This is a genomic window from Nonomuraea sp. NPDC003707 (genome assembly GCF_053587055.1).
On the sequence record NZ_JBSFNK010000001.1, the window covers coordinates 288,571 to 309,138 of the forward strand.

Below are 20,568 nucleotides of genomic sequence, written 5' to 3' on the forward strand. Positions count from 1 at the left end.
GAGCCCCCCTCCTCAGTCGGTGCACTCGAAGAGCGGCCCCTCGGGGAAGCCGCCGTCCGGAGTCGCCACCAGAGTGTCGCTGAGCCACCCGTTCCCGTACTGCGTTTCAACTTTGTTCCAAATGTCACTGGTGCTGCCGTCTTGCGACTCGGTGACAGACTGGCCCTTGACCTGGCAGATCACGGTCACCGTGATGTACTGGTCCTTCGGGATCTTTCCGACGTTGTCGTCGCCGTTCTTGGCGGGAGTGGGCCGGATCAGGGTGTTGGTCTGGGCGTTGTTCTTGTTCTTGTACTGCTGCCTCGGGTAGGCCAGGTCCACCTCGGTCGTGGCCACGTCCGGGCTCTCCCCCGCCGCGTTCCTGGCCTTGAGCTTGAACGCGTGCTTCTGGTTGTTCTTCAGCCCGTCCACCGTGAACGACGTGCCCTTGATGCCGTTGTTGGTCGCCGCGCCGGTCAGCTCGTACGTGACGCCGTCGTCGGCGTTCGCGGGGGCGCTCCAGCTCAGCTCGGCGCCCCGGTTCTTGGCCTTGGCGGCGAAGCCGGTCGGCGAGCCGGGCGCCACGCAGGGCTTGGCCCCGGCGCTGGGCTGGGACTCGACCTCGCCGCCCGCCCAGTGCGCGACCACCACGAACGTGTACTCGTTCGCGCAGTCCCCGCCCGTGAACTCGAACTGGAACGGCCCGTTCGCGTCCACCGACTGCGGCACGGACCGGCCGGCGCCGGACGAGGTCTTCAGGGTGTACCGCTCGACCTTGCCGCCGGTGGCCGGGCTGAAGGTCACCGTCACCTTGCCGGGCCCGGACCTGGCGCTGACCGCGCCGGGCGCGGACGGCGCGCTGGGCGACGGGGTCGGCGTGGGCGACCTGGTGGGCTCGCGGCTCGGGGTCGGCGTGGGCTCGGCCTCGCGGGTCGGCTCGGCCTCACGGGTCTCCGTGGGGCGCGGCTCCGTCCTCGTGGGCACGGGGTCGGGCCGGGCGTCCGTCTTGGACGGGTCCGGGCGCGGCGTCTGCTTGGGCTTGGGCGTGCTGGTCGGTCCCGGTACGTCGGAGTCGTCCTTGTCGACGTCGTGCTTGCGGCCCTCGGGGTCGATGACGACCGCCTTGTCGCCGTTCTCGTCGTTGGCCCAGAGCAGGCCGTCCTTGACGAACACGTCCACCGGGCCGGGCGCCTGGGTCACCTGGAGCGTGGTGGGCCGGCCGCCGGCCGCGCTGTCCCAGACGATGAGGGAGCCCTTGCCCTGGTCGGGCACGTACACCTTGCTGCCGAGCACCTGCGGCACCCCGAGTTTGGCGGGGTCCTGCGACTCGAACTTGGTGCTCAGCACCGAGTTGGACGAGGTGTCGATCACGACGAGCAGCCCCGAGCCGCCGGGTGTGAGGATCGGGACCAGCGGGCCTTCGGTCGTGGCCGGGGTGAGCGCGCCGCCCTTGGCGGCCTGGGCCACGCCCTTGGGCAGGGTGATCTCGCCGACCCCGCCGTCCGCGCCGATGACCGTGGCGGTGGCGGCCCGGCTGTTGACCACGACGGGCAGGCCGCCGGCGATCGTGATCGCCAGCTCCTCGCCCGCCTCGCCGACCTTGAGCGGGCTCGCCGCGGCGCCGTTCGACACCGGTACGACCTGGCCCTTCGCGGTCACGGGAACCCACAGGCGGCCGCCGCCGTCGATGCGGGCCGCGCCGAGCGGTCCGGGGAGGGTGATCGGGGCGCCGACGGAGTTGAGCGTGGCCGGGTCGATCCGCTGGACCTTGCCGGACGCCGGGTCCACCGCGTACGCGGTGTCGCCGGACACCGCGATCTGCAGGCCGGCCGCGCCGAGGTCGCGGGTCTGGGAGACCGTGAGCTGGCTGGGCTCGACGCGGCTGACGTAACCGGTGGCGTCGTCGACGAGCAGCACGTTGCCGCCGTCCTGCACGACGCGCAGCTGCCGGCCGGCCTTGTCGCCGAGGTAGCCGTCGACCTCGCCGGACAGGCCGTTGACGTGCACGATCTTGCCCTTGGCCCGGGTCCAGAGCCAGGCGCCGACATCGGCCAGCTTCGGGTTGGCGCTGGACACGCCCACGCCGAACCACGCCGCCGCGGCCACCAGGACCACGGCGGCCACCCCGGCGATCACGGCCGTGCTTCGGTCACCTCGGAGCATGCGCAACTGCACGCGTAACTCACCCCGTATGTACGATTACAGAGCGTTTGCCCCCGTATTATCGGGCATCACACTAGCGCTCACCGGTCGCTTGTGCGTATGTACCGGCTGGTAGGGCTCGTGAGGTGGTTGTGGTGTGCCGAGACTGTCGGCGCGAAGCCGTACCTTAGTGCCCGTGTCCGAACAGCCCCTGACCCTCGACGCCGTCCTCACCGACGAGGCGGTCCTGTCGACCTACCGCCGGATGTTCGCCGCGCTGGCGCGCGACAGCGGCGCGGTCGTCGACGACCCCGCCCTGGTCGACATCGCCGAGACGCTGTTCTCGGCGTTCGCGGAGGCGGGCGAGGAGTGGATGACGCACGAGCAGATGCGCTTCGTGTGCCGGGCCTATCCGGGCGACCAGTTCGACAACCGGCTGCGGGTGCTCAAGGGGCTCGGGGCCATCCGCGAGGTGTTCCCCAAGCCCAACCAGCTGCGTTACCGGGCCTCGTTCACGAGCGTGGTCGGGCTGATGTTCATCCGGCGGATGATGTCCGACGGCGGGCAGTCGGAGATGCACCGGCTGCTGGCGCTCGAAGACCTCAATGTCGCCGACCCCCGCACGACGATGGAGGAGGCCAGGCAGAGCGCGGTCAACCTGGCGCGGGCGTTCCGGCTGTGGGCGCTGGAGCTGATCACGCTCACCACGGGCACCATCGAGGAGCTGCGCGAGCAGGCGCCCAAGCTGTGGGGCACCGAGGAGATCGCCCGGCGCGCGCAGGGGCTGCACGGCACCATCCTGACCCGATGGCCGGAGCTCGACCGGGTCTGCACCGACCTGCGGGCGGCCATCTACGCCTACAGCGACGCCTCCCGCCGCGCCGCCGGACGCCTGGCCGACTCGGCGGGCACCACCCGCAACCTGACGTTGCTGCCCACCGAGACGTGGCGCACGTTCTCGCAGACCGCGTCGCGGGAGCAGCTGGCGGCGGTGCTCGACGGGTTCGTGTTCGACGTGCCCGCGCCGTGGCACGATCCGGCCGCCATCGCCCGCGCCGTGGACGAGGCCCCGCGCCCCGCTCCCGCCCAGCCCACTCCCCCGCGCTCCAACCTGCCCGACCCCGGTCCCGGCGACTCGCTCGACACCTCGCTCAGCGCGGCCATGGAGCGGCTGCGGGAGGTGGCGGAGTCGCTGCTGGGCGACGCCCCTCGGGTGGCGCTGGCCGACGTGCTGGGCTCCGACTGGCCCTCGGCGCGTCGCGTGCTGGCCGACCTGACGACCGTGGACCTGCGGCCTGAGCTGCCTTACCGGCTGGCGTGGTCCGACGGGATCTCGATCGATCCGGACCGCGAGCCGGCCTGGCTCTCCAAGGGCTACTTGGAGCGCACCTGATGCCCACCCCGAACCCCACCCACCCGGAGGCCGGCCGTCCGGATGCGGCCGCGCCGGACGCTCCTGCGCTCTCGGCGGGCGACGCCCCGGCCGCACGGGACGAGCCCCGGCCCGCTGACCAACCGGCCCCGCACACCCCGGAGACGCCGCACCCCCCGGAGGCGAGCACGTCGGCGCGCGGGCACGACGGCGCCCGTGCGGGGGGTCGTCCGAAGGGCGCCGCGAGGACGCGGGCTCGGGCGGGTGCCCTTGACGGGCCCACCGCGCATGTGCGGGTGCGCTCGGGTGGGCCGCTGTGGCTGGCGGCCGGGGAGCCCGCGCCGCCGGGCATGGCGCGGCTGACGCGGCCCGACTCCACCGGGCAGGCTCTGCCGGTGTGGCCCGACGGGGTGACGCCGTCGCTGCTGGAGGAGTACCAGGTGTCGCCCGTTCCGGTGGAGCGGTCCGGCGAGACCAGGCGAGTGCTGGCGGCGGTGCTCAAGTGCTGCTGGACCGACCTGTCCGTGGACCCGTGGCCGGGCGAGCCCGCGCCCGTGGAGCTGGTGCTCGACACGTACCGGGCGCTGATCGGCCGCACCGACGACCTGATGCGCAACTGGGCGATCGGCGCGATGCGGCGCCTGCACGACTCGGCGTGGGTCGTCGTGGACGACGGCGTGGTCACCCTCGGCCCGCGCTGTGCGCTGTGGCCGGTCGAGTCGCACGCGCAGTTGCAGGAGCTGGTCCGCCGCCTGCCCGAGCCCGAACGCCCCGAGCTCACCGTGGTCGGCGACGCCGACATCGTGGCCGCCGCCCACCCGGCCGAACCCGTCCCCGACCCGGAGGCAGGGCTCGGGGGGCGGGTCGAGGGCGGGTCCGCGGAGTTCGACGACCTGCTGGGGGCTTATGACGAGCGGCGGCGGGCGGAGCTGGTGGCGGCGTTCATGGTGGTGGAGCACGCCGCCGAGCCGGTGCAGGAGGTCCGCTTCGCCGCCCTGCGCGACCCTGCGCTGCGCCATACGGTGAGCGAGATGCTGGCCAGGCGCGGCCGTACGCTGATCCAGCACCGCGACCGCTGGACCTCCGGCTACGACGACACCCGAGCCGCCACCCTCACGGCATCCGCAACCGAGGCCCCGCATAAGGACACGCACAAGGACACGCACGAGATTCCACGCGGGGCCCGGCGCGAGGTCGCGCACGAGGTCCCGGGCGGAGCCGCGCACGGTGCTTCTGCCGGTGCCGGCTCGGCTCCGGTGGAGAGTCCCGCAGGCACGGTCATCCCCAGAGAAGCGGGCGCGGCTGCCGTCGGGGAGGCGGGCGGGGCCATCTCCGGAGAGGCGGGCGAGGGTGGCGTTCGGGCGGGCGGTGGCGATCCGGGGGCCGTGCGGGCGGTGGCTCCCGGCGTCCGGGCCGCTGTTCCGGCGGGCCCGCGGCTGGGGGTGAGCGAGCGGGCCGTGCTGACGCTCGTCCTGGTGCACTCCGTCGCCATCCCGAGGGCCGAGGGGCTGTTGCCCGAGGACTCGTGGTTGTCGCCGCACCCCACGCCGGTGGACGAGCTGCGCCGCCACACCCAGCTGCCGATCGGCGAGCTGGAGGCGGCGCTGCGGACGTTGCGGCACGCGGGGCTGATAGGGCAGGTCAAGGCCGGGGAGGAGGCGGGCGGTTACGTGCCGGGGCCGCAGTTCCACCGGCTCACTCCGGCGGCCCGGCGGCGGTTGCAGGAGGAGCTGATCCTGGCGGCCGGGCCCAACACGCCGCTGGCGGCCGCCGTACGAGCCCGAAGATCGGCGAAGTGACCGCGACGGCACACAGATTCAGCGTCATGACTGATGGAAGGACTACGGGGGTAACAGGTGTCGCAGGTGGAGAACGTCGTCGGAGACCGGGTGCTGATCGCTGTGCAGGCGGTCAACATTTCGCGGCTCTCGACCCATCCGGTGCCCACCGTCCCCGGCACGCTCATCGTCGTGGCGGGCGCCGGGCCCAAGGACTCCAACGGCGCGGGCAAGTCATCGTTCATCGCCTCGATCACGGCGTTGCTCGGGGACGAGCAGTGGCGCTTCGCCTCGGGCGCCAAGGCGGTGTCGGAGCTGCTCTTCAACGCCGAGCTGGCCAGCGGCGCCGGATCCCGCCAGTGGGCGAGCGCCGACCACGGCTACATCGTGGGCGTCTTCGGCCCGCCCGGCATGGACGGCTTCGCCCCGTACGACTCGGCGGAGGCGACGGGCGCCGTTCCGGCTGGTGCGGAGCACGGTGACTCGTCGGACCGCGCCCGAGCCGGCACCACACTCCAGGGTGGCGCGACGCCGACCGGTGCGGCAGGCGACGGAGCGGCCACGGGTGGCGCAGCCGTTTCAGGGGGTGGCGAGTTCGCGCTCGAGAGTCAGGTGGCCGGGGATGAGCTGAGCGGTGAGCTGTTCGAGGTGCCCGACACCTCGGGCGGGGCGCTCACCGTGTGGCTCAAGGTCAACCAGGAGGCGCCGCACCTGGAGATCCGGTGGCGGGAAGGGGTGCATCTGGCGGCTTCCCCGTCCGAGGCCGAGCGGGTGGCACGCGCCGACGAGATCTGGGCGACGCTGCCGAAGTCCGCAGGGCGGCGCGACGTGGTGGCGCGCGACCTCACCAAGGTGCTCTACGGCGACCGGGTCCGGTGTGTGTCGTTCCTGTCCACCTCCGTACGCAGCAAGGTGGCCACGAACCTGCTCTCCCAGCCGCTCAACGAGATCTCGCCCGAACGCGTCTTCGAGGCCATCGCGGCCCTCACCGGCCTCGACGCCGAGTTGGAGCAGGAGCGGGAGGCCCGCCGCGACGAGCACGCCAAGCGGGTGCGCGCCGCGCAGGCGGCCGAACGGCTGGCGGAGTTCGAGACGGAGTCGAAGGCGCTGGTGACCACGTTCGACCGGCGTGATCAGGCGAGGATCCGGCTGGCGGACGCGCTGCGGTGCTGGCGCGGCAGGCAGGCGCGCAAGCTGGCCGATGCGGCGGGCAAGGACGAGGCGCTGGCCGCCGACCTGGAACGGCACCACGCGGCCGGTGAGGCGGCGGCCGAGGCGATCGCCATGGTCAAGGCGGAGATCGGCACGCTGCGGGAGGACACCCTCGACAGGCAGGTCTCGCAGGCCCGTAAGGAGCTGGCGGCGCAGCAGGCGCGGGCGGCCAAGCTGGACGCCGACCGCGCGGTGGCCGAGAACTCCGCCGACGAGCTGCGCGGTCTGATCCCGGCGTTGGAGGAGACGCGCAGGTTCGCGGACGGGCGTGACGTGCCCACGGCCGAGCGGGAGCTGCGGGAGGTCCGGCTGCGGCTGAACGAGGCGCTCAAGTCGCTCGGGGTGGCCGACCAGGAGGTGTCCTCGGCGCAGGCGGCGCTGGACGACGCCGAGGGCGGTCCGGCGGCGGCCCAGCTCAACACGCTGGCGGCGGCGGGCATCGGCGCGACCGGCCTGCTGGACGCGCTCGACGTGGCCGAGCAGGCCCGCGACGCCGCCCACGCACCCCCGGCACAGTCCGCCGGCGGAGGCCGGGCACTACGCGGGACGACCGGAGCGACCTCGGCCGCCCCCGGAACGACCTCGGCCGCCGCTGGGGCGACCGGGGCTGCTGCTGGGTCGGGCGATGCCGACGCGCTCGGCGCCACCCTCAAAGCACGCTACGGGAAGGCGCCCGGCAGCGACGCGGTGAGTGGTACCGGTGGACGGTTGGCCGGGGTCGCGTTGGGGGATTTGCGGGGGTGGCCGAACGAGCATGCGGTGATCGTGGATGCCGCGCAGCTCGACGCCGCCGCTGCCGCCCTGGCCGAGTTGCCCGGGTCCGTGCTGGTCAGCTCGGCCGGGGTGAGCGTCGTGGGGGCGTTCGACGGGGTGGCGACCGGGCGTGAGGCTCGGATCAAGGCCGCCGAGCTGCGGCTCAACCGGGCCAAGGACGTCCAGGAGACGGCGGCGCAGGCCGTACGTGACGGAGAAGAGGACGTCGCGGAGGCGCAGCGTCGGCTGGAAGGGGCCAGGGCCGGGGTGCGCCTGGCCGAGCTGGAGGAGAAGCTGGGCGAGCGGCGGGCCAGGCTGACCGAGCTGAACGCGGCGATCGGGGAGCTGGCGCCGAAGGTGGCCGAGGCCGAGCGGCACGCCGGTGCGCTGGACTTCCGGGCCAGGACCAGGGACATGGAGATCGAACGCCTGGAGGGGCGGCGGCACCGGCACGAGGCCGAGCGAACGCAGGCACGCGACCAGGAGACCAAGGTCGGCGCCGAGCGCGAGGCGCTCAAGCTCGACGCGCTGGCCGCCGACTGGGGCGGCACGGTCGAGACGGCCCGCGAATGGCTGCACGCGCTGCCCGAGGAGGAGCGGCCACGTGCGGCCGAGGAGTGGTGGCGGGTCGCCGAACGCCACTTCGACCAGGCCTTGCGCGACACGTTCCCGGAGGAGGACGCGGAGATTCCCGAGGAGCTGCGGTTCCTGCTGAGCGAGCGGGGCGGGAGCACGGCGCGGGAGCAGGCGACGTTCGCGGCGGTGTGCGGGGCGCTGGCCTCCTACCTGCGGGGCCAGGAGGAGTACGAACGGCACCAGCGCCGCCAGATCGAGGCGCAGGTCGTCACCCGGCAGCGCGACCTGTCGGCGGCGGCCAGGGGAGCCGAGGAGGCGGCGCAGTCGACGGCCGTGCACCGGGCGGCGCTGACGGCGGCGATCAAGGCGCGGCTCACGCGGGTGGCCGAGGAGTTCGAGAAGCTCGACACGTCGTACGGGGGTTACGGGGCGACGCTGGAGTTCCCGGTGCCGCCCGCGCCGGCCGATCCCGAGCAGCGCTGGCAGTGGCGGGTGACGCCGAAGTGGCGGCGCGGCGAGGGACAGGGGTTCGTGCCGTACAACCGGCGGGCCAACACCGCGCTCATGGACGAGAAGGCCGTCAAGCTGGTGTGCGCGGCGGCCATCGCCTCGTCCGGGGGCGGTCACCTGTGCCTGGTGCTCGACGAACTGGGCCGCAACCTGGGCAAGGAGCACCGCAGGGAGGCGGTCGCGCTCTTCAGGCGGATCGGGGAGACGTACGGGATCACGGTGATCGGGGCGCTGCAGGACGACATGGAGCCGTACGCGATCGACGCCTGCGGGCAGTACATCAAGCTGCGGCGGTCGTCGGACGCGATGCCGTACAACGAGCCGCCGGTGATCGTCGGGCACGACCAGCACGCCGACCGGGTGCGCGCCCTGGCCGCCTACGTCGACAGGACGACGGCGGCGCTCACTTGACGGCCGGCCCTGAGGGTGGCCACTTGACGGGGCGCCCTGTGGGCATTCACCTGACGAGAGGCGTGAGGGCGCCCATCTGACGGGCGGCCCTGAGGGTGCCCACCTTCCGGGCGGGCCCGAGGGCGGTCACTTGACGGGCGGGCCCGTGTAGGAGGCGCGCAGGCGGAGCAGGGCGCCTCGGTCGTACTCCTCCATCGCGTGCGCCAGCCACCCCGCCGCCCTGGCCACCGCGAAGATGGCCTCGCCCGCGCCGCTCACCATGCCGCTGACGGCGGTGAGGATGGCGAGGGCGAAGTCTACGTTGCGCTCCGGGAGGCGGCGCCTGCGCATCTCCTCCAGGACGGCCGTCCCGGCGGCGATCCGGTCGTGCCCTGGCGCCGCCTCCTTGACCAGGTCGAGCAGGAGGGCGCCGCGCGCGTCGCCGTTCTTGTAGACGCTGTGGCCGAAGCCGGGGATGCGCTCGCCTCGGCGTACCCGTTCGGCGATCGCCCGGGCGGCCTGGTGCGGCTCGGCGACCTCGGCGAGCAGGCGTTCGGCGCCGTACGACGCGCCGCCGTGCAGCGGGCCGCCCAGCACGCCGAGCCCGGTCAGCACGACGGCGTACGGGTCGGCCTTGGCGGAGGCGGCGACCCTGGCGGCCAGGGTGGAGGCGGCGAGCTCGTGGTCGGCGAGCAGGACCAGGGCGGCCTGGACGGCGTTCAGGAGGCCGGGGGTGGCGGGGTGGGGGCACAGGCGGGACCAGAGCCGCTCGGCGATCGAGTCGCCTTGGGGCTCGCTGAGCTGCGGGAGCGCGTCGACCAGGCCCGCGATCATGCGGCGGCCGGTCGCGGCTACGGAGGCGGGGTCGAGCTGGTAGCGCAGGGAGTCGGAGGCGCCCAGGACCGTGGTGATCACCTGCAGCCGGTCGAGGGGCAGGAGGTCGTCGGGGAGGCCGCGCTGGGCGGTCACGGCCGCCCGCAGCGCATCGTCCTCGCACCGCCACGGCTCCGGCCAAAGGTCCCCTTGGCGGGCGGGGGTGGCAGACGGGCGTGGGTCCGCCGGGGTGGTGGGTGGGTGTGGGGGTGCTGGGGTGGTGGGGGTGGGAAGGGGTGGGGGAAGCCAGAGGGAGGGGTCGGCGGTCCAGAGCCAGGCGGCGACCGTTTCGAAGTCGCTGGTGAGCGCCAGCCCCAGCGCGTCGAGGCCCCGGTAGTGGGGCCGGTCCACGCCCAGGGCCGTGATGGCCGACTCGATGACGAGCTCCGGCGGCTGGCTCCGGGGACGGCCGCGGCGGGCGAGGCGCTCGATCTCCTCCGCCGAGAAGAGGCTGCGCCGCCCGTCCTCGCTGTGCCGCCGCTGCAGCACCCCCCGGCTCACGTACGCGTACAAAGTGGCCGGTTTGACGCCGAGACGCTCGGACGCCGTGGCCGCGTCGATCCACTCCACGTCGGCGAATTCCTCCGAACCCCAACAGGATGGTTGATGAAAATCAATATTGATACACGTTGAAAGAGCATGTCAACGTGAAGGCATGCCAAAAGTTCACTTCCTCGATGTGACCAACCGGGACGGCGTGCAGACCGCGCGCACCGGCCTGTCGAAGTTCGGCAAGACCATGGTCAACTTCTATCTGGCCAAGCTCGGCGTGGCGCAGTCCGAGATCGGGTTCCCCTTCCTGTTCCACGAGGTCCCGTACGTCAAGGCGCAGGTGGCGCTGGCCGAGGCGGGGGCGTTCGGCGGGTTGCGGCTGTCGGGCTGGTGCCGGGGTGTGCCGCAGGACGTCGAGAAGGCGGCCCCGCTCGGGCTCAGGCACTACAACCTGTCCATCTCGACGTCCGACTACATGATCCAGAACAAGTTCCGGGGACGGCTGGACAGGGGCGCGATCGTCAGGGAGATGACGGCCGCGGTGCGCACGGCCAAGGCCGCGGGCGCCGAGACCGTGGGGGTCAACGCCGAGGACGGTTCGAGGACGGACGACGGGTTCCTGCTGGAGTTCGCGCTGGCGGCCAAGGAGGCGGGCGCCGACCGGGTGCGTTACTGCGACACGATCGGCGGCGACACGCCCGACAGGATCCGCGAGCGCCTCGCCAAGCTGGCCGCCGCCACCGCGATGCCGGTCGAGACCCACTGCCACAACGACCTGGGCATGGCCGTGGCCAACTCCGTCTCGGGCGCCCTCGGCGACCTCGACGCCGGGCAGGACGCGTGGATCAACACGTGCGTGAACGGCATCGGCGAGCGCTCCGGCAACGCCGACCTGCTCTCGACCGTCCTGGCCTTCCGGCACGGCTTCGGGCTCGACGCGGAGATCGGCGACACCCTCGACCTGTCATGGGCGCGCAGGTTCGGTCTGTGGGCCGGTTACGCGTTCGGGCAGCCGCTGCCGTACAACCAGGTCGGGGTGGGACGCAACGCGTTCGCGCACGAGAGCGGCATCCACGCCGACGGCGCGCTCAAGGACCACGGCAACTACGAGCTGTACGACGAGGCCACGCTGGGCCCGTTCCCGCAGGACTGGCACGCGCGGGACGGCCGGGTGGTGCTGACCGGCGAGTACGGCGGCAAGGCCGGCTTCCGGCACGTCATGGACGGGCTGGGCGTGGAGGTCCGCGAGGAGGACCTGGCGTTCCGGCTGGTGCAGCTCTGCAACGCCATGACCGGTCGCCCGCTCACGGACGACGAGCTGCGCCTGATCGCCGCGTACCCGCGGGAACTGTCCCTGCTGTTCCCCGGCCACGACAACCCCTAGCACGCGCAGGAAGACAAACGGCGAGCTCACACCCCGACCCGGCAGTTCGGCCATCTTTCCGAGCGTGCGGAAGTACTGCCGCGCCGCACACCTAGTTGTTGGCCCCTTCTGTCCCGGACTTCCCACGATCAACAGGTAGTTGTACTTTTCGCACGGTGAGCCCTTCATGTGTCCGATCGCTCGCGGCCATCGCGCTGGTCGCCGCGAGCCTTCTCGTAGCGACTCCGGCCGACGCGGCGTCCACGCCCTCCGCGGAAGTGCTCTTCGACGGAGGCAACGAGGCCTACGTCAACGGCGCCTACCGGGTCGACTACCACTCCTTCCGCGCGCCGGCCGTGATCCGTACCAAGGGGAACACGGTCATCGCCTTCGCCGAAGGCCGGGTCGGCGACAACGACGACTACGGCAACATCGACCTCATCTACAAGACCTCCAGGGACTCCGGCAAACCCGGCACCTGGTCCGGGATCAAGGCGGTGGCCACCGGGTGGCCGGACGCCGTCGGCAACCCCACCGCGGTCTTCGACGGGCAGACCGTCTACCTGTTCTTCAACCGGATGGCGGCCAGTTGGACGAGCGTCGGCGACTTCGACAGCTGGGACGACCGCGCGGTGTGGGTGGCCTCGTCAGCCACCGACGCCAACGGCCTGCCCACCGGCGGCTGGACCCTCACCGACAAGACCGACACGCTCAAACCGCACAAGGACCCGAGCGATCCGTTGAACAGGAAATGGTTCAACGACTCGATCGGCCCCGGCGCCGGCATCAGGATGACCGACGGAACGCTGGTCATCCCGGCCAAGTGGCGCAACATCTACAAGCGGCCAGGGGATACTGACTGGCACTACCAGGAGTTGACGAACACCGACGTCACCAAGACCGACGAGGCCACGATCCTGCAGCGGTTCAGCGGCGACCTGTATCGCAACGATCGTGCCAGGTTCGCCAACGCCAGCGATCCGCCGCTGCTCAAGCGGCTGGTCGCCACCGGCACCCTCGACGGCGGCTTCTCCGGCTACACCGATCACCTCGAGCCGGACGGCCGTGTCCTGCCCGATCCCGACTGCCAGGCCTCGACGCTGCGCTTCGCCGGGTCGCCGAACCGGATCCTGTTCCTCGGCCCCCACCCGGGCAGCGGCTCCCGAAGCCGGACCCCCATGCGCGTCTGGATGAGCTACGACGACGGCGTCGGCTGGCCGTACACCCGCCTGCTCGGCGACTTTCCCGCGCCCCAGCCGAAGGGACGGGACGGCAGGCCGAACGTGAACGGGGTCGAAGGGGGCTACTCCAGCATGCTGCAGACCGCCGACAATCAGGTCGGCGCGGCCATCGAGTGGGGCGAGCAGAACAGTTCGGGCAGCGACAAGAACATGAGCATCATCTTCCGCCGCTTCCACCCCACCTGGGTCGCCAACGGCCGCCCGGAACCGCCGCCGGCATAGTCGTCGCCTTGGCTGCCGCAGCGCTCACCGCCCACGACGCGCCGACCTGACAAAGCGCTACTGGAGGCTGTCCTCGCCCGTCTCGGGGAGGGCGAGCAGGCAGAGCAGGCTCAGCAGGGCCATCGCCGAGACGTACGCGCCGACGCCCATCACGCCCACCCCGCCGGCCTGCAGGCTCGTGGCGACCAGCGGGGGCACCGCGCCGCCGAGCACGCCGCCCAGGCTGTAGGCCACCGAGGCGCCGCTGTAGCGGTACTGGGTCTTGAAGAGCTCCGGCAGGTACGCGCCCATCGGCCCGAAGACCAGCCCCATCAGGCCGAGCGCCCCCGCCAGCGCCACGCCCACCAGGAACACGGACCTGGTCTCCATCAGCGGGAACATCACCAGCCCCCACACGACGGCCACGCCCGTCCCGGTGAGCAGGGTGCGGCGACGGCCCAGCCGGTCGGAGACCATCGCGGAGACCACCGTGCCCGCGGCCATGAACACGACCCCGACCATGGTCAGGCCGAGCATGGTGGTCTTCGGGATCTTGAGCGCGGTGGTGCCGTACGCCAGGCAGTAGGTGGTGGCGGTGTAGAAGAGCGTGTAGGCGACGGTCATGGCGCCGGCGCCGAGGAGCACGCGCCGCCACTGCTGCCGCAGGAGGGCCACGATCGGCACCTTGGCGATCCGGTGCTGGTCCATTGCCGCCTGGAAGACCGGCGTCTCGGAGATCTTGAGCCGTACGTACAGGCCGACGATCACCAGCAGCAGGCTCGCCACGAACGGCAGCCGCCACCCCCAGGCCCCGAACTGCTCATCGCTGAGCGTCTCCCCCAGCACGAGGAACAGCCCGTTCGCGACGATGAACCCGGCCGACGGGCCGAGCTGCGGGAACATCGCGTACAGCCCGCGCCTGCCGGGCGGCGCGTGCTCGGTGGCCAGCAGCGCCGCGCCGCCCCATTCGCCCCCGAGCCCGATGCCCTGCGTGAACCTCAGCAGCACCAGCAGCACGGGCGCGATCACGCCGATGGCCGCGTAGCCGGGCAGCAGCCCGATGGCGACCGTGGAGAGCCCCATCACCAGCAGCGACACCACAAGCATGGACTTGCGGCCGACCCGGTCGCCCCAGTGCCCGAACAGGGCCGAGCCGAGCGGGCGCGACAGGAACGCCACCGCGAACGTCGAGAACGCCGCCAGGTTGCCCGCCACCGGGTCCATGCCGGGGAAGAACGCGGTGTTGAGCACCAGGGCCGCCGCGGTGCCATAAATGTAGAAATCATAGAATTCGATCGCCGTGCCGATGAGGCTGGCGGCCGCGATCCTTGACCGGCTGGGTGCGGCGACTTGGGGGGACGTTGTCACATTTGTCTCACTATGCGGAATAGCGTCTTGTGAAGCGATACGAAGAAGCTATCACCAGCGAAAAGAGACCTCCGAAAGGAACGGGTTTTGGCTGTCGATCTTGTCATCTTCGACTGCGACGGAACGCTTGTGGACAGCGAGCCGATCTCCGTACGCGTGGGCACGGCGGCGCTGCGCCGCCTGGGCTGGTCGATTGACGAGACGGAGTACATCGAGCGGTTCGTGGGCTGCACGAACGACTACTGGGAAGAGCAGGTGGGCGAGACGCCGCCGGGCTGGCGCGATCAGCTCAGAGCCGAGTACATGGCGGCGGTCAAGGCTGAGCTGCGCACGGTCCGAGGCATCGAGGAGGCGCTCGACCGGCTCACCGTGCCGAGCTGCGTGGCCTCGAACGGCCGGCACAGCGTGATCCGCCACAGCCTCGAGCTCGTGGGGCTGGCCGGGCGGTTCGACGGGCGGGTGTTCAGCGCCGAGGACGTCGCCAGGGGCAAGCCGGAGCCGGACCTGTTCCTGCACGCGGCGGCCACGCTGGGGGCCGAGCCAGAGCGGTGCGTGGTGGTGGAGGACAGCCCGTTCGGGGTGACCGCGGCGATGCGCGCGGGCATGCGCTGCCTGGCCTTCGCCGGCGGCCTCATCCCCGGCGACCGCCTCGCCGGTCTGGGCGCCACCCTGTTCCACGACCCGGCCACGCTGCCGGAGCTGATCACCTCCCTCGAACGCTGAGTCGTCACCCCTGGCGGGTACGGCCGTTCTCGTCCAGGTAGTCGCGCCACGACCGCTTCGGGGTCCAGCCCAGCAGGCGGTGGGCTTTGTCGCACGAGATGCCCGAGGAGTCCGGACGGGAGATCGGCCGCAGCTCGATCCGGTCGCCGTAGTGCTCCCGCAGCTTGACGGCGAAGTCGTGCCCGCCCGCGTTGTCGGGCGCGGCGATGTAGAACACCTCGTGCCCGGGCAGGCCGGACTCGACGGCCAGGACGATCGCGTCCGCGAGGTCGTACACGTCGGTGTAGCTCCACAGCCCCGCGCCGATCAAGGAGGCGTCGCGGACCTGCGGTCCGATGTTGCGCTCGTAGTTGCCCTCGTGCTGCACCCAGCTCGGCCGCAGCGAGATGCACCTGATGTCGGAGCGGCGCACCGCGGCGTCCATGAGCTGCTCGCCGAAGTGCTTGGACAGCGCGTACGGGTCCTGCGGCCGAGCCGGGTGCTCCTCGTCCACCGGCGCGTAGTCGGGCAGGAAGGGCCGGTCGGCGAAGAAGTAGCCGGGGACGGTCTCGCTGGAGATGTTCACGAAGCGGGGGACGCCCAGGCGGATCGCCGCCTCGATCATGTTGAACGTGGCCATCAGGTTGTTCTGGAAGACCACGTGCGGCGCGTTGGCGGTGGGGTCGGGGATGGCGGCGGCGTGCACGACCGCGTCGGCCCCGTGGACCACGGCGTACGCCTGCCCGGCGTCGGTCAGCTCGGCCTGCTTGTAGGCCGGTTCGCCGGGCTCGTGCCGCTCCCAGATCGGGCGCGTGAGATCCACGCCGGTCACCTCGTGACCGGCCTCGGCCAGCGCCTTGACGGCCGCCCGGCCGACCTTGCCATGGGCTCCGGTGACGACGACGCGCATGGGTTCCACTCCTTCATGGGGTTCGTGCGAGCAATCTACGCGAGATCGCTCCGCCGTCGCCGCTCAGCCCACCCCTGTCAGCGACAGGGTGGATCCGGCGCGGGTCTTGGTGACCTTGAGCTGCGCCGTGATCCTCGACCGCAGCTCGGCGACGTGGCTGACGATGCCCACGGCCCGCCCGCCGTCGCGCAGCCCGTCGAGGATGTCCAGCACGCCGTCGAGGGTGTCCTCGTCGAGGGTGCCGAAGCCCTCGTCCACGAAGAGCGTGCCCAGCTCGGTGCCCCCGGCCTCGGCCGTGACGACGTCCGCCAGCCCCAGCGCCAGCGCCAGTGACGTGATGAAGCTTTCACCGCCGGACAGCGTGGCCGGGTCGCGGTCGACGCCGGTCCACCCGTCGGCCACCCGCAGCCCCAGCCCGCCCCCGGAGCGCCCCCGGGACCCCGCCGTCTTGCGCAGGTCGTGGCGCAGCAGGTAGCGGCCTGCCGACATGTGGTCGAGCCGTTCGTTCGCGGCGTCCACCACCTGCCGCAGCCGCTCCCCCAGCACGTATGACGACAGGCTCATGCTCCACTGGTTGTCGCCGGACGTGCCGCTGGCCAGCGCCGCCATGCGCTCGGCCAGCCGGTGCCGCTCGGCCGCCGGGCGCCAGCGCTCGATGCGATCGGACAGCTCGCCGTGCAGCTGGGCCAGCCGCTCCGCCCTGGCCACGGCCCGGTCGCGCGCGCTCGACAGCCTCGTGTGCGCCTCCTCCAGCCGGTCGCGCTCGCTGCCGATCGAGCCCAGGTCGGGCGCGGGCGCGGCGGCGGCCGCGACCAGCTCGGGGTCGGCCAGGACGCTCGTGACGGCGGCGTGCTCGTCGTCCAGCCGCCGCAGCGCCTCCGCCCGCCGCTCCCGCTCCACGGGACTCCGGAACGCCGCCTCCGCCTCCGGCACATCCGCGAACCCGGCCTCGGCAGCCGCCTCCTCCGCGGCCCGCCGGGCCCTGCCCAGCTCGTCGATGGACGCCACCGCCGCCTGCGTGGCCTCCAGGGCCTCCCGCAGCAGCCCGGCCTCGTCGTGCAGCCTCGACAGGCGCGCGGTCAGGGTGGGATCGTCGCCCCGCGCCGCGTCCAGCCGGGCGCCGAGCCGTCCGGCGTCGCCGCTCAGCTCCTCATGACGGGTGCGGTACGAGGCCAGCCGCGCCTCGACCCGGCGCCTCTCCTCCTCCAGCTCCAGGCGCTCCCGGCCGAGCGCCGCCGCCTCCCGCGCCAGCACCGGCTCCCCGTCCGCCGACGCCCGCAGCCTGCGCAACTCCCGCTCGGCCCGCGCCAGCACAGCCGGCCCGTCCAGACGTGCGGACTCCGGGTCCAGGTCTGCGGTGGGCAGGGTCGTCTGGAGGAGGCGGGTGCGTTCGGACTCCAGGTGGGTGTGGTGGGCGCGGTGGCCGGCGAGGGTCTCGGCGATCTCCCTGGCCTGGTCCCTGACCCGTTCCCGCTCGATCTCGACGCGTTCGAGCGCCGCGGCCAGGGCGGGCTCGCGGTCGGCCACCGCCTCGAGGCGGGCCAGCTCCTGCTCCGCCCCCAGCACCTGCGCCTCGGCCGTATCGACGTCCAGACCCCCGGTGGCCTCGACCGCGTCGGCATGCCGGGACTCGAGGGAGGCCAGGGCGCGTTCGGCGGCCTCGCGCTGGGCCAGGGCGGCTTCGTGGGCGCTCTCGGCCTCGTGCTCGTCGTCGGCCGACGGCGCGCTGGGGACCGGGGAGGCGGGATCGGGGTGGTGGTCGGAGCCGCAGACCGCGCAGGGCCGGCCGTCGGACAGGTCACGGGCCAGCTCCGCCGCCATGCCGTCGATGCGCGCCTGGCGCAGGTCGAGCCAGCGTTCGCGGAGCGCCTGGGCGTGGTCCACGAGCGCCTGGTGGGCGGCGGCGGCCGCCTCCAGCTCAGCGGCGAGGGCTTCGCGGCGGTGGGTGGCCTCCAGCGCGGCCCTGGCGGCGTCGAGGCCCGCGGACGCCGCGGGGATGGCCGCCGCCTGCGTCTGCACGTCGGCGAGGGCCGCGGCGGCGTCGGCGATCCGCTCGGGCAGCTCGGCCTCGGCGGCGGACACCTCGGCCTCGCGCTGGGCCAGCGCGTCGAGCTCGGCCGCCAGCCTGGCCAGCTCGTCGTCGATCTCGATCAGGTGGGCGGCGGCGTCGCGTACGGCCTGCGCGGCCGGGATCCTGGCGGCGTCCATGCGCGCCTCGGCCAGCCTGCCCTCGGCCCGCTCGATGAGGGCGGGCAGGGCGGCCAGCCGCGCGCTGACGGCCTCGTCGGCGCCGACCAGCTCGGCCAGCTCCTCCTCCACGCGCAGCAGGTCACGCCGGACCACCGACAGCCGGGCCTCCTCGGTGAGCAGCTCCGACAGCCGCGCGATCTCGGCCTGCCGCTCCCGCTCCAGCGCGGCCAGCTCGGCCGCCGACGGCTCACCTGCCGACCGCCCGCCCGGCACGGGCCCGACGACAGCTGAGCCCTCCGAAGCCGAGCCGCCCGGTGAGTGGCCGGTGGCGTCGGCCGCCTGCCGGGCGAGGAGGGGGTGGGCCCGGGCGAGGGCGTCGGCGGCGAGGGCGCGTGCCTTGGCGGCGGCCTCCGAACGCTGCCTGACCGCCGTGATCAGAGGCAGCACCCGATCGGCCCTGGCCGCGTCGTCGAGGATGGCCTGCAGGTCGGCCCGTTCGTCCGCCCGCTCGTCAAGGGTGCGGCGCATGGTGAGCGCCTCGGCGTGCCGGCGCTGCCGGTCGGCCAGCGCGGCGGCCTGCTCGAACCGCAGCCGCACCGAACGCGCGGCCTGCCCGGCCGTCTCGTGCTCCTCGCCCGCCCGGCCCACGACGGCCCGCGCGGCGTCGAGCAGCGCCCCCGCCCACCGCAGGGGATCGTCCTCGGGCTCGGAGGCCTCGTCCAGGTCGTCGCCCGCCGCCTCCTCGACCCGCTGGACGGCGAAGTCGACCTCCTGCCGGAGCTCCTGCGCCTCCCGGAAGGCCAGCTTGCGGTGCTCGGCCAGCCACGACTCCGCCTGGGTGAAGACCTTGACCGAGAACAGCCGCTCCAGCAGCCTGCGGCGCTCCTCCCCCTCGGCCCGCAGGAACTTGGCGAAATTGCCCTGAGGCAACATCGCCACCTGGCAGAACTGGGCGGCGTTCATGCCCAGCAGCCCGCCGATCAGGTCGCCCGCCTCGTCCAGCCGGGTGGTCAGGCCCTGCCACTCCGACCCGCGCCACTCCGAGACGACGACCTTGGGCTTCTCCTCGGTGAACCCCGTCCCGCGCAGCTTGGGCCGCTGCCAGGACGGCGAGCGCTGGATGCGGAGTAACCGCCCGCGGATGGTGACCTCCAGCGTGACCGAGGGCCCGGCCGAGGGCGGGGCGTGGTCGCAGCGGAGACTGCGGGCGTCGTTGCGCTGCGGGTCGGGCACCTGACCGTAGAGGCCGAAGCAGAGCGCGTCGAGGATGGTGGTCTTGCCCGCCCCCGTGGGCCCCTGGATCAGGAACAGGCCGGCCTCGGCCAGCGCGTCGAAGTCGACCGTCTCGGTGCCCGGGAACGACCCGAACGCCGTCAGCGAGAGCCGGTGCGGCCGCATCTACGCCATCGTCTCCTTCACCCTCGACGCCTCGATGGCCTGTCTTAGCAGGTCTTCCTCGTCACGTGCGGCAGGCTCGCCGCGTACTTCCCTGACGAAATCGAGGGCCACCTCCGCCTCCGGCCGCCCGCTCACCTGAACGGGCTGGGCGGCGGGCGCGGCGCCGACCGGGTCGAAGGAGAGGGCGAGGGTGTGGGGGAAGCGGGCGCGGAGCCGGTCCATGGCCGATTTGGGGCGGACGGCGTCGGTGAGGGTGACGTGCAGCCAGTGGTCCTCGTACGGGGTGTGCCGGGCAGAGGTCAGCAGCTCCTCCAGATCGCCCCGCAGCCGCCCCACGGGCCGCGGCACCGGCGCCGGCACGAAGTCGGCCCCCGAGCCGAGCGTGACCAGCCACGAGCCCTTGACATGGCCGACCTCCGAGAACGAGTACGCCAGCGGCGACCCCGAGTAACGCACCGTCTCCGACATGCGCTGCCGCCCGTGGAGGTGGCCCAGCGCGACATAGGACACCCCGTCGAAGGCCGACAGCGGCACGTGGGCCACCCCGCCCACGCTGATGTCGCGCTCGCTGTCGCTGGCCTGGCCCCCGACGACGAAGCAGTGCGACAGCACCACCGAGGCGCGGCGTCGGGCGGCGTCGGCCCTGACGCGGTCCATCGCGTACGTGAGGGCGGCCGTGTGGCTCCGGTCGGGCAGCTCCCAGGCGTGGCGGACCAGCTCGGGCTCCAGGTAGGGGATGCCGTAGAAGGCCACGTCGTCGATCAGCACCGGCTCCCAGGAAAGGTCGGGCGAGGTGCGTACGTGCACCCCGGCGGCCTCGAAGAGGCCCGAGCCGAAGCGCAGCCGCAGCGCCGAGTCGTGGTTGCCGCTGATCAGCACCACCCGCGCCCCCGCCGCGCGCAGCCGCCCGAGCGCCGAGTCCAGGAGCGCGACCGCGTCGACCGGCGGCAGCGCGCGGTCGTAGACGTCGCCCGCGACCGCCACCACGTCGACCCGCTCCGCCCGGACCGTCTCCACCAGGTGGTCGACGAACGCCTCCTGCGCCGAGAGCAGGCTCTCGCGATGGAACGAGCGCCCCAGATGCCAGTCTGAGGTGTGCAGGATCCGCATGTCGCAGG

At 72.9% G+C, this 20,568-nt stretch carries 12 protein-coding genes; 6 read left to right on the forward strand and 6 right to left on the reverse strand.

Annotation, left to right across the window (positions count from 1 at the left end):
* Nucleotides 1–12: 12 nt before the first annotated feature.
* Complete coding sequence (locus ACWDRB_RS01280) at nt 13–2,154, reverse strand: hypothetical protein (protein WP_449891389.1); 2,142 nt, start codon at nt 2,152–2,154, stop codon at nt 13–15.
* Nucleotides 2,155–2,317: 163 nt separating this feature from the next.
* On the opposite strand from ACWDRB_RS01280, the gene ACWDRB_RS01285 reads away from it, so the two are divergent.
* Genes ACWDRB_RS01285 through ACWDRB_RS01295 form a run of 3 tightly spaced genes read left to right on the forward strand, consistent with a single transcriptional unit; the run spans nt 2,318 to nt 8,733 of the window.
* On the forward strand, nt 2,318–3,514 hold the full coding sequence (locus ACWDRB_RS01285) for a hypothetical protein (RefSeq protein WP_449891390.1): 1,197 nt from the start codon (nt 2,318–2,320) through the stop codon (nt 3,512–3,514).
* Entirely contained in the window at nt 3,514–5,292 is a 1,779-nt protein-coding gene (locus ACWDRB_RS01290) for a hypothetical protein (RefSeq protein ID WP_449891391.1), read from the forward strand. The genes ACWDRB_RS01285 and ACWDRB_RS01290 overlap by 1 nt, the downstream gene beginning before the upstream one ends.
* A 57-nt stretch (nt 5,293–5,349) precedes the next feature.
* Nucleotides 5,350–8,733: a chromosome partitioning protein ParA gene (locus ACWDRB_RS01295; protein ID WP_449891392.1), complete on the forward strand. Its 3,384-nt coding sequence runs from the start codon at nt 5,350–5,352 to the stop codon at nt 8,731–8,733.
* Between the two features lie 126 nt (nt 8,734–8,859).
* Here ACWDRB_RS01295 and ACWDRB_RS01300 read toward each other — a convergent pair whose 3' ends face one another.
* A complete protein-coding gene (locus ACWDRB_RS01300) occupies nt 8,860–10,155 on the reverse strand; it encodes a citrate synthase (RefSeq protein WP_449891393.1) in 1,296 nt (431 codons plus the stop codon).
* A gap of 85 nt (nt 10,156–10,240) precedes the next feature.
* On the opposite strand from ACWDRB_RS01300, the gene ACWDRB_RS01305 reads away from it, so the two are divergent.
* Together ACWDRB_RS01305 and ACWDRB_RS01310 are read left to right on the forward strand one after the other, a co-directional pair.
* Nucleotides 10,241–11,461 (forward strand): LeuA family protein, encoded by a 1,221-nt coding sequence (locus tag ACWDRB_RS01305; RefSeq protein WP_449891394.1) that lies wholly within the window; start codon nt 10,241–10,243, stop codon nt 11,459–11,461.
* Between the two features lie 155 nt (nt 11,462–11,616).
* Complete coding sequence (locus ACWDRB_RS01310) at nt 11,617–12,903, forward strand: sialidase family protein (protein ID WP_449891395.1); 1,287 nt, start codon at nt 11,617–11,619, stop codon at nt 12,901–12,903.
* A gap of 57 nt (nt 12,904–12,960) precedes the next feature.
* Here ACWDRB_RS01310 and ACWDRB_RS01315 read toward each other — a convergent pair whose 3' ends face one another.
* Nucleotides 12,961–14,250: an MFS transporter gene (locus ACWDRB_RS01315; protein WP_449891396.1), complete on the reverse strand. Its 1,290-nt coding sequence runs from the start codon at nt 14,248–14,250 to the stop codon at nt 12,961–12,963.
* An 87-nt stretch (nt 14,251–14,337) separates the two neighbouring features.
* Between ACWDRB_RS01315 and ACWDRB_RS01320 the strand changes: the two genes are divergently transcribed.
* A complete protein-coding gene (locus ACWDRB_RS01320) occupies nt 14,338–14,973 on the forward strand; it encodes an HAD family hydrolase (protein ID WP_397365315.1) in 636 nt (211 codons plus the stop codon).
* A gap of 4 nt (nt 14,974–14,977) precedes the next feature.
* Here ACWDRB_RS01320 and ACWDRB_RS01325 read toward each other — a convergent pair whose 3' ends face one another.
* From ACWDRB_RS01325 to ACWDRB_RS01335, 3 genes are read right to left on the reverse strand one after another with little or no spacing between them, the layout of a single operon-like run.
* Nucleotides 14,978–15,871: an NAD-dependent epimerase/dehydratase family protein gene (locus ACWDRB_RS01325; RefSeq protein ID WP_449891397.1), complete on the reverse strand. Its 894-nt coding sequence runs from the start codon at nt 15,869–15,871 to the stop codon at nt 14,978–14,980.
* Nucleotides 15,872–15,925: 54 nt separating this feature from the next.
* The gene (locus tag ACWDRB_RS01330; RefSeq protein ID WP_449891398.1) at nt 15,926–19,450 is read right to left on the reverse strand and encodes an AAA family ATPase; all 3,525 of its coding nucleotides are present in this window, start codon (nt 19,448–19,450) and stop codon (nt 15,926–15,928) included.
* Nucleotides 19,451–20,560: an exonuclease SbcCD subunit D gene (locus ACWDRB_RS01335; protein WP_449891399.1), complete on the reverse strand. Its 1,110-nt coding sequence runs from the start codon at nt 20,558–20,560 to the stop codon at nt 19,451–19,453.
* Between the last annotated feature and the right edge of the window lie 8 nt (nt 20,561–20,568).

Bases quoted from the DNA above. Each gene is read 5' to 3' on its own strand.
- ACWDRB_RS01335 (WP_449891399.1), bottom strand. From the start codon at position 20,560: ATGCGGATCCTGCACACCTCAGACTGGCATCTGGGGCGCTCGTTCCAT.
- ACWDRB_RS01330 (WP_449891398.1), bottom strand. From the start codon at position 19,450: ATGCGGCCGCACCGGCTCTCGCTGACGGCGTTCGGGTCGTTCCCGGGC.
- ACWDRB_RS01290 (WP_449891391.1), top strand. From the start codon at position 3,514: ATGCCCACCCCGAACCCCACCCACCCGGAGGCCGGCCGTCCGGATGCG.
- ACWDRB_RS01305 (WP_449891394.1), top strand. From the start codon at position 10,241: ATGCCAAAAGTTCACTTCCTCGATGTGACCAACCGGGACGGCGTGCAG.